This window comes from Paenibacillus sp. EB106-06-01-XG199 (assembly GCF_058791575.1).
On sequence record NZ_JBYTDQ010000001.1, the window covers coordinates 918,657 to 931,534 of the forward strand.

The window sequence follows — 12,878 nt, forward strand, 5'->3', positions numbered from 1 at the left end:
AGAAGAACCTGATAAATTACTCAGGTTCTTTTTTAATTTCCCGCTTCCCTTAGTCTCATCATTAAGTAATCACTTTTTCACTTATATCAACACAAAAAACCGGCTGCCGATCATTTAGCAGCCGGTTTTTTGTGTTTTGTCGAGCCTCATCCAGTTACTTTTGGACCGTTACGATCATCTTCGCCGTTCTGGTTTCACCCGCCGTGTTGCGTAATACAACCTCGTATTCATAGGATCCAGGAACCTTTCCGGAGATTGCTGTTACTGCCGATTGGGCGCCGGGCGTATGAGCCTGCAGAGGTTGCGTGTCTACCAGAACTCCATTCTCATAGAGTTCATATTCGGTAGCATTTGTCCCCCACCACAGATTCATACTGACGTTAAAGCTGCCGTCTCCATCCCAGTTGTCGTTCGATAATACCGCTTGCCCCGGGGATGCATCGGTGACGGTCACAGTCAGCGGCGAACCTTTCGTCATACCCAGTGAATTGATTAGTTCACCGGTATAGACATACGTTCCGTTCCGCTTGCCGGTAATATCAATCTGCACGGACTGGGCGGATGGAGAGTGGTCAGTCAGGGGCACTTCTTTGATCAGCTTGCCATCCTCGTACAGCTTGAAAAGAGTCCCGTTATTGCCCCACCAGAGATTCATCGTAATAGTGTAATCTCCGTCTCTAAGACCCGTATCATGCCCGTTATTGTCGGACAACACTGGAGTGCCTGGAGCGCTGCTCGCCAGCGGCGTCACCTGGCTGAGCCATACGGCCCACTTACGCAGCGCGTCTGCCTGTTCAGCCGTAAACACCTTATCACTGCTGGCATCAACTTCATTGCCGTATGCCACTAGCAGCTGGCGCGCCGTCGCACCATCACGCGCATTCGCCGATTGTTCAGCCTGCTGCAGCTTACCGGCAAGCTGTTCAGCAACCACTCCTGCACCCGGGTCTTCCGATTCGGCTGCAAAGGTGCGTGTCAGCTCTGCCAGGCTTACGAAGGTAGCAGTAACTCCGAAGCTGAAGTCAACGCTGCTCTCCCGGCCCGCACGGTCATAGACCGCTGCAGTTACTGAATTCAAGCCTGGCTCCAGCGTATAAGCCGGGGCATTCACCATTACGCCATTCGGCTCGGCCACGCCGGAGGCTGTATCGGCGGCCGTGTAAGTGATATCTACGTGTTGATCAATAGTGTATTCCGTTTGACCCTGAATCGCGATGGCCGGAGGTGCGAGATCAATCGGCACCGAAAGCGACTGTTTGGTCTCTTTGTTGCCGTCCAGATCAACGCTCCAGTAGGTCACGGTGTGATTGTCCTCACCGCTCAGAATTAGATGCGTGCCACTCACAATTTTGCCGCCATCGACTTGGTAATAGGTCGCGTCAACTCCCGGGTCTTCATCCGTTGCGGTAAATGTTACTTTTACCGCTGAAGCATACCACCCGTTCCGCGACTCACCTTCTACTGCCGCGGTCGTATGCGGTGCTGTCGTATCCGATGGTTCCTCTTCCAGTGTGACAAGGTCAGACAGCGGAATATCCAGCTCTTGCACAAGCCGTGCCACCATCTCGGATACCTTGACCGCACCGTTCATCTGAAGATGGGTATTGTCCTCAGTTGTACCTACCCACATGAAAATAGCTTTGGTACCCTCAGGACCAAGCTCCTGGAAATATTTCCAGCTGGCCTGATTCAGATCGATCAGTAATGCTCCGGTTTCTTGCGCCGTCTCTTTCATTGCCTGCACATATTCCGGGAAGCTCTTGTTCAATACTTCTCCGGTAAAATCGCGTCGGTTGACCGGCGTAACCAGAACCGGAATTCCGCCTCTCTGTACAGTGCCTTTAATGTAATCTTTCAGATACACCTTGAACTGCTCAGGTGTAAGGTAACGCTCAGGGCGGGATGGTGTGGAATCATTATGGGACCACTGCATGAATAGATAATCCCCTTCGTGAATGCCCAGCAGAATGTTGTTGAGATATCCGCCTACGAGGAAGGTTTTACTGCTTAGGCCGCTTACAGCCCGGTTATCGATACTGATCTGATCCAGATCGAAGTACCCTTTAAGCGTTTCGCCCCATCCGGCCTGCGGACGATGGCTTTCCGCATAATTGGCTACCGTGGAATCACTTGCCAGATAAATAACCGGCTGATCGCCCGCACCGTTGCCCGGCAGACGCTCAATCTTCAGCGCGTTGATCTTTGGCGTGCTGCCTGAGAACTCAAAGTTAAAGACACCGTCAATCAGGGCGATGTCATATGAAATTTCCTTGAATTCACCCTTCGGTACAGTTGTAACCGGCAATTTGGGCATTTGTTCTACAACAACCCCTGCGTTGGTCGATTCTTGCGAATCGCCAATGGTCATTGTTACCCGGTAATTGGCCGGCTCCATTTCCACCAAGAAGGAGGTGCCGTTCACGCGGGTGAAATCCTCCTTCAGGTCATCCCCGGTTTCCCGGTTCTCGTCCTGGAGTAGCGCAGTATTGGCAAAGCCATAGCCGTTTCCTTCCAGGTAAGCTCTTTTGGCGTCTACCTTTGTGTATCCTTCAGCAGCGTTCCCAGAGCCAAAATCAAACTTGTACTCGCTTATCTCACCTGCCGGTTCGCTTGTTAACGAATCCCTCGCGACCGTCAGCATGTTCATTGCATGGTCGACCTGGGCCTGCGTCGCTTCCGTACCGATGATCGCTTCCACAGCCGCCAAAGCTTTATTCAGCACCGCTTTGGATGCTTCTGTATAAGACGACAGATCCAATGCTTTGACCTTGTCATGAAGCGCTATCAATGCCTTCTGATTGCCGGCAACCGGCGGCAGCTTCGTCCCTTCAATCTTCACGTTATCGATCTGAGTGGTCCAGTTCAATGTGCCTCCCCCACCCTTTCTTGTTCCCAGAAAGCGGAGTGCCCTTGCGTTATTGGCGTAGACACCGGGATTCATCGGAATATCCCCGATCGTCTGTGTGACACTGGGGTCCGCCAGGCTAGTCAACGTCAAATCTATCTTCTTCTTGGCAAAATTAATATTGACATCCACATTGACCCACTGGTTTTTTAGGATGTTCGTGGCTGTGCCGCCTTCTGGAACAGCTGAAGTGCCGGTACCATAGTCTGCTGTATATGGGCCTGCAAAATAATGGATTTTCGTATCTGGACTTGTGGTGCCGGACTTTGTGAACAGAGTAAAAATAATATTCTCGTTCGCATCCTGGAGTGACAGATGTCCTTCCGACGGGGATGCGCCCACATTGCCGGAATGCCAGTCAAAATTGACATTGACGATGTCGCCATTCACTGCATCGAACAGGCGGAACACTTTCGCCCGGTGTCCGGAGCCGGAACCGCTAAGGGACAGCACCTTGTTCCCGTTCTGCTCTGCGACCGTTCCCGTCATCTGCCCGCCGATACCTGTGGCATTGACCAGCGCATATTCGGAGGCGGCAGGATCGCCCTCAAAGTTTTCCTCATAGACCTGGATCTCCGGTTCCGGCTCGGGTTCCAAAATGTCCGGGTCAATGACATACGGCGAAAGGCTTAAATCCATGTCTTTCACCGCTCCCGCAACTAATGCGGCAATGACCTGCGCACCGTAGCTGCTGAAATGCGTATTATCGCCCACACCGTTCGGGTACTTCGGATATTCGCCCGGATTGGCGTACAGGAAGATTTTCTCCGTAGCACTCAGGCCGATCTTATCGTAATACGTAACGCTTAACTGGCTCAAATCAATCAGCGGCGCGCCCAGCTCTTCCGCCACTTCTTTGGCAGCCTTCACATATTCCGGGAAGCTTACGTTAAATTCTTGAGTTATTGTATTGAAATCTCTGCGCCCTACCGGAGTAAGCAGCACCGGTGTTGCACCGCGCTGTCTGGCGCCTTTCACATAACGGGCCAAGTATGTTTTGTAATCCGCCGGAGCTGCATACCGGTCCGGAATGCCTGCGCTGGCGTCGTTATGGCCGAAGGAAATAAAGAAGAAATCTCCCGGCTTGATCCGCTCTAGTATCGTATCCAGACGGCCGTCAACCATAAACGATTTGCTGCTTCTGCCGCCGATCGCATCATTTTGGACCACAACGCCTTTAGAGAAATAGCGCCCGAATTGCTGACCCCAGCCTTCCTGCGGAGCCTGCAGCGCGCTGTAAGACTGCATCGTCGAATCGCCAGCCAAATAGATCGTCGTCGCGGCTCCCGGTGATTTCTCCGGGTATTTCTCAATGATGATTTCCTGCACATCAATGGCCGTGCCGGAGAAGATGAACTCCAGCTGGCCGTCTACCAGCGCAACGTCATAAGAATAGATCCGGGGTTCTCCCGCGTTCACGCTGGTTACGGCCAGCTTCTGAACGAATTCGGATTTGACGCCTACGTTCGAGTCGCGTGCATCATCGCCCAGTTTGAACGTTACCTTGTAATTGGCATTGGGCAGGTCTACAGCGAATTTGGCGTTTTCCGGCAGAGAAACATGGTTTGCATCCACCGTAATTCCGCTTGTCTTCTCGAATCCGTAACCCGTAGCTTGTGCATAGAGTGTATCCTGCACGGCGGTTGTACCAGCCGCAGGGTCTGTACCGAAATCAAAGTGATAGACCTGCTCCGGTACTTCTTTTCCGCCGGTAAGAGCCAAATTCGCTTTAGGGAATTCCGTCGCTTCCGCCCCGAGATAAAATCCCGTGTGAGGCGGCTGGTTGTAACTTACATTCTGCCAGGCTACACCCAGCCGGTATACCGGATCTTGCATCAACGCGGGAATCCGGTAGCTTGTCGGAATTGTCGTCGTATAAAGTCTGTATTCCGTGCTGTCTTCACTGCGCAGCAGAAGCTCCTCACGCCAATCGCCCAATATATCCGCCTGAAGTGCCGGATTTCCTTTGGTATGGTTATTCGTTAAGCTCCCTGCTGCCCGGAAGATTTCCTTCAGCTGCTTATTCCCGTAATCCCACTTGTAAATGAGCGGAATACCTTTCGCTGTACTGTTGTTCCATTCGTGGTCGAACAGCTCCCGCTGGAGATCGCCATCCCACCAGATCGCAAAGTTTGCACTTCGCGGCACTTCATTCTGTTCATAAATGACTTCTCCGTTCGCTGCATATCCGCGGGATAAAGGGTCCATCTGTCCGTTGACAATCGTGGATGCCCAGGATTCGTAACCAGGATAATTCGGATCAATATCCGCCGACATTCCGCGGCCGGTATCTTTCCCTGTATACTGGCCCCAAATAATTTCTCCTGAAGCGGCATCGCGCATCTCCAGCCCGTATTCGGCATTCGTGTGTTCATGTACGCTGACGATCTGGTAGCCGTCCCGGTTCGGATCGAGCTTGCCGGCATGCATCGCATCGCCATGGCCGAGTCCGGTGCTATACAGCAAGCTTCCGTCGTCGTCTATCGCGAGCGCGCCGTACATGATTTCATCTTTGCCGTCAGCGTCGGCATCCAGCACACTTAAATTGTGATTGCCTTGTCCCTGATATTGTGCCCCTGCCTCGTTGGTATCAAAGGTCCAGCGCTGCACTAATTTGCCGCCAACATAGTCATAAGCCGCGAGCACGGTGCGCGTATAGTAGCCGCGGGCCATGACTACGCTTGGCTTCACGCCGTCCAAGTAGGCAATACCGGCCAGGAACCGGTCTACACGGTTGCCGTATCCGTCGCCCCATGCGCTTACATCGCCTCTTGGAGGCTCATATTCTACGGTGGACACGGCTGCTCCGGTCTGTCCGTCGAACAGCGTAAGATATTCCGGGCCCGTCAGGATATACCCGCCGTCGTTACGGTAATCCTTCGTTCCGTCTCCGATCACGGTGTCCTGACCGTCCTTCGTTCCGTCCGCTGTTTTGACGACAACCTCGGCTTTGCCGTTGCCGTCCAGATCATATACCATCAGCTGGGTATAATGAGCTCCGGCGCGGATATTGACACCCAGGTCGATCCGCCAGAGCTTGGTGCCATCAAGTTTAACAGCATCAATATAGACATTGCCGGTATAGCCGGCCTGGGAATTGTCCTTCGAATTGCTCGGACTCCACAGGAAAATGATTTCAAATTCGCCGTCACCATCCAAATCCGCCACGGAAGCATCACCGGCATAATAGGAATACGTGCCCCCGTCTTTGGTTCGGCCGTCGGCCGGTTTATCCAGCGGAATGGGTAAATAATCACTATGCCACACCGATACCGTCTCCGGCTGCATTTCTTCCTTGCCGGCAATGACGGCGGAAATCTGATACTGTGAGCTGTCTGCGCCTGTTGTGTCCACATAATTCGTGGCATCGCTGATGGGCGACGTGTTGACTTTATATCCGTTTTTATATACATTGAAAGCGATTTCATTCGGATCCGTATTTAAATACCGCCAGCTCAAGAACACGCCGTTGTCGGCCAGAATCGCAACCAGACCGCGGTCAAGATATTCCGCCTGACGGGCGGTCTGACTGCCCGCTGACTCTGCATATCCCGGAGATGGGGGAATTGCAAGCAAAATTACCATTAGAAATGACATAAAGAATGCAAGCACAGGTTTCTTGATGGAAATAGCTTTTATACTCATGTACTTAACTCCTCCTATTTATCTAAAATTCATTTTAGAAATCAGGGGAAAATCTGAACATGAAACCGCCATAACAGCGAAACTTCATTTTTCTTCATATCTTCAAAATGTTCTCTTTGCTCAGTCTTGTGATGATCCCCCTTTCTTGACCGTATCTGATTTGTACAGCTTTGACTTCATCCTGACACTTCATCTCCGGTCATGTCTTTCATATTTAGCGGATCAAACCCCGCATCCAAATATGCACAAAGTGTATCAAATAATGGAATGATGTTCTTCGCAATAAAACGCATTTTAGACCTACATTCGACTTTTTTGCATTTATCTTGATTCTGAACTAAAGGTATTTGGGAAAAGAACTTATTACATAAAAACAAAAAAAGCCGTCAATATGGCGGCTTCTGATGCATAAAAAGACTAAATATCTCGCTCCTCATACTGAAAAGGTTCTTCACACGAATAAATCTCATGGAAAAATCCGAAATACGGGATATCGTCTTCCATGCATTTTATACGATACGACAGCTCCTCATCACACTCCGGCTCTTCGCCGTTGTTTCGCATTACCTCGAACGCATCTATAATATTCTCCAAGAAGTTTGCTTGAATAAACAAGGGCAATGTATCCAACATCGAATTTTCGATCTTGGTCTCAGATCTGTATCCTGCGAGGACTGTTTCAAAATAATCCTCCATAAACTTTTTGCGTTTACCGGCGTCTGGTTCTGATTGTATCCAGCCCATTCCGTTTCCCCATATACTGGCCAAGTCAAACATATACCAACAGTAACATGAATTATCGAAATCATATACGGTTATTTGCCCGGTATCAAAATCTATCGAATAATTCCCATCGTTGTAATCAAAATGGTTCAACCCAAAAGTCTCCTGGTTCCTATCCAATCCTTGTAAGGTATCAAGGAGCCCTACCAACTTCTTTTTAAGCAAAGATAGGGAGCTGGGTATCAGTTTATCAATATATTCGGCATTGTATTTGTCAAAAAAACTATACCGGCGATGGATAGGAGTATACTCTTTCGATATGTGGTGCAGTTTCCCCAGGACTTTACCGCAATTATAATAATATTCGGTAATTGGAGCGCCTTCCCGGTACTGGTAATTATTTTCTACAAGCATTTTCCCCTTGGCCTTTTTAAACAGGCTGATAAAAAAGATATGATGACTGTGGGTGATCTCTTCCAGCAGATTTCCTTTCCTGGAGCTGACTACATCCGAGACACTACCTCCATGCTCGAATAAATACCTGATATACTCAAGTTCTCCCAGAAAATCTTCCCGGCTCCTGTCCGGTAAAAAAGCAATTCTGAGTATTTTTGCGTCAGCGCCCTCTTTCTCACAGGTGTATACGACATTCCGCCCTCCGTCATGTGCCTTAACCAGAGCGGTTTCATATCCTTCCAACCCGTATAACTCTGATATTAATGGTAGTAAATATGCATCAACGCTTTTAACAACCTCGTTATAAGTGATAATATCTCTCCTTTAGCTATAACATATTTATAATAATCTTTTGTCCAAACCTCTTCAATATATATACAGTTTACCAGTTTCTGCCTATAAACAGGAAGGTGAAAAACAATTATAATTGAAATATCCTTCTTCCGCAGTAGCCCCATAAAACAACTTACTTTAAATACAAAACCCGCGCGGGGCGCGGGTCCTTAATTACTTTAATATTCTCCTTTAATTACAAAAAACGAACCCCGGATGGTCCCAGCTAGTTTAGATTTCTGCCTGGCAAACTTAAACTTTGCTTCTAACTCCTTTGGAACCTCCATCCCCTCAGAAAGCTTAAAACCAACGGCCCGCTTCTTAGGGTCATCCACCGTATACATGACATTGATCGCAAGACCATCCTCATAAAAGACGTAGGCAAATTGGATATTTTCCACTTGAAAACGCGATGTTTCTAAAGGTTTGGCCGCAAACTCAATATCACGTTCTTCTTTCAAAATCCGGTTCACATAAGCAAGGGTTTCCTGGCTTTCACTGGCTGGGACAACCGTAAATTCATGCTTGTACTTATTCATAAAGTAACGGGCTTCATTCGCACGTAAACCGGCAAGGGTTTCTACTACAGGTGAAGATTCTAAACCAATCGTAGACACATTTTTAAAATCAACGATATAGGACATGCCTATGCCTCCTTCTATACTCTTTATTTCCTTATAACAGGAATCCACATTTCACCAAAAACTAATCCGTTTCGCTGCCCCATCAGAGCCGTTGCATTTGGCCCGCCAACATAGGCTACATTCTTTGCTTCCGGCAAGGCTTGACCAAAGGCAAGGCCGGCAAGGTTATTATTCAGTTCATCAGCCGTCTTCGCTTCTCCTTTAACAACCAGGTATTCCCCCTTAGGAAATTGAATAACTCTGGCTTCTTCTGGTGCAGCAGCCTCGGTCATGACGCCAGCATAATGCATCATCTTGCTATTCACCGCTTCGTTCACGGCAAAAATGTACTCATTTGTGGCTATGCCTTTTAAATAATCAAGCCTTCCATCTTGGCTGACGGCCTGCCAAAAATCAGACTTTTCCTTGTTTATGCCAGCATAGTCTGTGTAATCACTTGTAAGCTCCGTACCTAAACCTATAACAGTAAAGCTGTCTTTTTCTTCTAAGGTATATTCTGCCATATTCAAAACCTGCCTTCTTGTTAAATTAATCAAATGATTTGTCTTCTTCACTTGATAAGTATATGATAGCCTTAAATCATGTCAAAAAATGATACTGTTTAGGAGTCCGATGAAAAAAGTTGAACGAATTAATATCATCATGCGGTATATCAACAACCGTGCCCATTTTACAATTTCTGAAATCATGCGGGAATTTAACATCTCCCGTTCGACAGCTATTAGAGATATCAGAGAAATTGAGGCTTTAGGGATGCCGCTTGTCGCTGAAGTTGGACGGGATGGGGGTTATTTTGTCATGCGCAACTCAGTACTTCCCGTCGTTCGCTTTACCAATAATGAGGTCAAAGCCCTTTTTATTGCCTTTATGGCCACTAGAAATCAACAACTTCCCTATCTAAAAAGTCGTCAGTCTTTATCTGAAAAATTACTGGGCCTCATCTCAGAAAACCAGCAAGAAGAGCTTTTTCTTCTAAATCAAAGCTTGCTTTTTGAAGGGACCAACCCCAATAATCCCGACCTGCTTGATCTTTCAGACCTCCCCCATCCCATGTTAGAAAAACTGATCCAAATCCTTCTTTCAGACAGCTATTTATTGATTACTATCAAAGAAGGGAAGGTAATAAAGTCGTATCCAATTTATCTCTTGCACCTTTATCGTGAAAAAAGCCTTTGGCTGATCGAAGGTTTTGACTTGAAAGAAGAAAAGAAGCAGATTTTTCCTGTCGACCATCTCACTAGTGTCATACCCTACCCGACGAAAAAAAGATTAAGTAAAAAAAAGATATTAGAAAAGCTAAGTAAACAGGAAGAAGTAATCAATCTGGTCCTTGAGCTTGGTCCAAAAGCGATTGCCCAGTTCAAAAAATACCATCCCTTAAAGGTTTCAATTTCCTATACGAATCCTTACCAGACCACAGCCGTTCTAAAGACTTTTATCAATGTTAACAAGCCTGAAGAAATGACCGAAATAACAAATTGGCTACTTTTCCTCGGTGAGGATATAAAGGTTAGGGAAATGCCGGAAGAAGTCTTACAAGGTTTGCAAGAGAGATTATATATATACTGCCCATAATTAGTATCCAGTTATCCCCTATTTCTGCACACCCGCGCCAGGTGCGGGTTTTTAAATGAATATGTACTTATAGTTTTCCCTAAGTTACAGTACATAAAAAAACAACCCATTTTAAATGAGTTGATTAATAACCCTATTTTTTTCAAAGGATTTAATGTAATTCTTAACTCAAGATCGTTTGAACTATCAAGGGCTATACTTTACTTGGATGGATAAAAGCCCTTTAGCACATCACGCATATCCTGCTTAATGTTGATGTCTGGACGCTTTTCTTTGGCCAAGGCTTCAGCTTCGTCAACCGTTGCAGCATGACCAAGTTCGAGCAATACACCTGTGGCTACCGTTCCCGTACGATTCCGTCCTCCAGCGCAATGAAAATACACAGTCTTTCCGCTATTCACTGCTGCTGTTACCGCCTGGATCGCCGCTTGAATTGAACCTTCCTGGCCGCCCTCATCTTCCACAATCGGAAAATGATGACGGGTTACTTTGGCAGGAAAGCCTTCTGCTTTAGTACCGGTATCTCTTAAATCAAACACATCGGTAATCTCTTGCTCCTGAAGAGCTTCAAGCAGTGCATTCTCCCCGCCGATATATACTTTGCCTTCGATTAGTTCGTGATAATTTGTCATTATAATTCTCCCCTCAATTATTCACCGGTTTCAGCAAATTGTTTGATGCGCTCACCCACTTGGTCACGAACCCGCTGAAAGACAGCCCATTTTTCTTCATCTGTTCCTTGCGCTTTCGCTGGATCATCAAATCCCCAGTGCTCACGTTTCACTTTAGGAGGGGTAATTGGACATTTATCTGCGGCATCTCCACACAAAGTAATCACGAGATCGGAGTTATTCAGCAGCTGCGGATCAATAATATCCGAGGTTTGACTTGAAATATCAATCCCCACATCGTTCATGGCTTGTACGGCCTTCGGATTTAAACCGTGAGCTTCAATCCCCGCACTGTATACATTCCAGTCGTCACTCAGGTATTTTTTCGCCCAACCTTCGGCCATCTGGCTCCGGCAGGAATTCCCTGTACACAAAAAGTAAATGGTTTTCTTATCCATGATGCATATCTCCTTTAGTGTTAAAATAGAATCAATGTAATATATAAGCCCAACAGTGTGATGAAAAGCGTGGGAATCGTCAGAATTATACCTGTTTTGAAATACGTTCCCCAGGATATCTTCACACCTTTGGTCGAAAGCACATGAAGCCACAGCAAGGTTGCCAGTGAACCAATCGGTGTAATCTTCGGTCCTAAGTCAGAACCGATGACATTCGCATAAATCAGGGCTTCCTTAATTAGTCCCGAGGTCTGCGTAGCCTCAATGGCCAGGGCATCAATCATAACGGTAGGCATGTTATTCATTACTGAGGAGATGATTGCGGCAATAAAGCCCATCCCCATCGTAGCAGCAAACACCCCTTGTTCCGATATAGTCTGAATGGCATCAGCCAATACATCCGTAAGGCCTGCATTTCGCAGCCCATACACGACGACATACATGCCGATGGAAAAGAATACGATCGACCAAGGTGCGCCCTTCACCACTTCCATGGTCGGAACAGCTGGACTTCTTCTTGCCATGATCAGGAAAAATATGGCGATAATCCCAGCCACCACAGAAACAGGAATGTTCAGGAATTCACTGACAAAGTATCCCACCAGCAGAACAGCAAGAACAACCCAGGACAACTTGAACATTTGATCGTCTTTAATGGCCTCTTGAGGACTTTTCAGCTGTGAGCTATCAAAGTTCCTTGGAATACTTTTACGGAAGAAGAGATAGAGCAAGATAATGCTTGCACCTAAGGAAAATAAGGTTGGCAATAACATCCGCCCGGCATATTCCATAAAGGTCAGTCCAAAAAAGTCTGCCGATACGATATTCACCAAATTGCTTACAACCAGCGGCAATGATGTTGTATCCGCAATAAACCCGCTGGCAATGATGAACGGAAATACTTTTTTTTCGTCGAAATGGAGTGCACGGACCATTGCGAGCACAATAGGAGTTAAGATGAGAGCCGCACCATCATTGGCAAAAAACGCGGCTACTACTGCTCCAAGAATGGTGACATAGATGAACATCCGGGTTCCGTTCCCGCGGGCAGCTCTTGCCATATGTAAGGCAGCCCATTCAAAAAAGCCGATTTTATCGAGAATCAACGAGATCAGAATGATCGCCACAAATGCCAAGGTAGCATTCCAGACAATCAGAGTCACATCAAGAACATCGTTAAAGCTGACTACCCCGACAAGCAAAGCTAGTATCGCCCCGCCGCAGGCAGACCATCCAATGGACAGATTTTTAGGCTGCCAAATGACAAAAATCAATGTGACTATAAAGATAAGGCTTGCAAGAGCTACCAAGTAATTACCCCCCAGTAATGTCTACACCGCACGTATCTCAGCTCTCCCTTCAAGAAAATTAGATCGGACCTCGAACATCATTATATAATTATGCGCTTATATAAGCAATAACCTAAATGTCACTTGTAGCAAACAACAGTTGGTATCTTGTTCATATTGTTCTTTTACTAATCCATTGTTTTATTGGTTTGTGTAGATGATGATCATTCGCTGGCTGA

Annotated in this window: 8 protein-coding genes; 1 reads left to right on the forward strand and 7 read right to left on the reverse strand. The window is 47.1% G+C overall.

The window, feature by feature from the left end:
- Positions 1–154 precede the first annotated feature (154 nt).
- From AC3WT9_RS04305 to AC3WT9_RS04320, 4 genes are all read right to left on the reverse strand, one after another.
- Positions 155–6,550 carry a rhamnogalacturonan lyase family protein gene (locus tag AC3WT9_RS04305; protein ID WP_492407349.1) on the reverse strand — a complete coding sequence of 2,132 codons (6,396 nt, stop codon included), beginning with the start codon at positions 6,548–6,550 and terminating at the stop codon, positions 155–157.
- A 417-nt stretch (positions 6,551–6,967) separates the two neighbouring features.
- Entirely contained in the window at positions 6,968–7,972 is a 1,005-nt protein-coding gene (locus AC3WT9_RS04310; protein WP_445744972.1) for a phosphotransferase enzyme family protein, read from the reverse strand.
- Positions 7,973–8,241: 269 nt separating this feature from the next.
- Positions 8,242–8,706 carry a DUF8821 family protein gene (locus tag AC3WT9_RS04315; RefSeq protein WP_038592309.1) on the reverse strand — a complete coding sequence of 155 codons (465 nt, stop codon included), beginning with the start codon at positions 8,704–8,706 and terminating at the stop codon, positions 8,242–8,244.
- Positions 8,707–8,729: 23 nt separating this feature from the next.
- On the reverse strand, positions 8,730–9,209 hold the full coding sequence (locus AC3WT9_RS04320) for a GyrI-like domain-containing protein (RefSeq protein ID WP_341097677.1): 480 nt from the start codon (positions 9,207–9,209) through the stop codon (positions 8,730–8,732).
- A 109-nt stretch (positions 9,210–9,318) separates the two neighbouring features.
- Between AC3WT9_RS04320 and AC3WT9_RS04325 the strand changes: the two genes are divergently transcribed.
- Complete coding sequence (locus AC3WT9_RS04325; RefSeq protein WP_341093331.1) at positions 9,319–10,281, forward strand: helix-turn-helix transcriptional regulator; 963 nt, start codon at positions 9,319–9,321, stop codon at positions 10,279–10,281.
- Positions 10,282–10,481: 200 nt separating this feature from the next.
- On the opposite strand, the gene AC3WT9_RS04330 is transcribed toward AC3WT9_RS04325, so the two are convergent.
- From AC3WT9_RS04330 to AC3WT9_RS04340, 3 genes are read right to left on the reverse strand one after another with little or no spacing between them, the layout of a single operon-like run.
- Complete coding sequence (locus AC3WT9_RS04330) at positions 10,482–10,913, reverse strand: protein-tyrosine phosphatase family protein (protein WP_341093330.1); 432 nt, start codon at positions 10,911–10,913, stop codon at positions 10,482–10,484.
- Positions 10,914–10,930: 17 nt separating this feature from the next.
- Positions 10,931–11,350: an arsenate reductase (thioredoxin) gene (gene arsC, locus AC3WT9_RS04335; protein ID WP_341093329.1), complete on the reverse strand. Its 420-nt coding sequence runs from the start codon at positions 11,348–11,350 to the stop codon at positions 10,931–10,933.
- A gap of 20 nt (positions 11,351–11,370) precedes the next feature.
- Positions 11,371–12,660: an arsenic transporter gene (locus AC3WT9_RS04340; RefSeq protein ID WP_341093328.1), complete on the reverse strand. Its 1,290-nt coding sequence runs from the start codon at positions 12,658–12,660 to the stop codon at positions 11,371–11,373.
- Positions 12,661–12,878: the final 218 nt, after the last annotated feature.

Bases quoted from the DNA above. Each gene is read 5' to 3' on its own strand.
- AC3WT9_RS04330 (WP_341093330.1), bottom strand. From the start codon at position 10,913: ATGACAAATTATCACGAACTAATCGAAGGCAAAGTATATATCGGCGGG.
- AC3WT9_RS04315 (WP_038592309.1), bottom strand. From the start codon at position 8,706: ATGTCCTATATCGTTGATTTTAAAAATGTGTCTACGATTGGTTTAGAA.
- arsC (WP_341093329.1), bottom strand. From the start codon at position 11,350: ATGGATAAGAAAACCATTTACTTTTTGTGTACAGGGAATTCCTGCCGG.
- AC3WT9_RS04320 (WP_341097677.1), bottom strand. From the start codon at position 9,209: ATGGCAGAATATACCTTAGAAGAAAAAGACAGCTTTACTGTTATAGGT.
- AC3WT9_RS04305 (WP_492407349.1), bottom strand. From the start codon at position 6,550: ATGAGTATAAAAGCTATTTCCATCAAGAAACCTGTGCTTGCATTCTTT.
- AC3WT9_RS04325 (WP_341093331.1), top strand. From the start codon at position 9,319: ATGAAAAAAGTTGAACGAATTAATATCATCATGCGGTATATCAACAAC.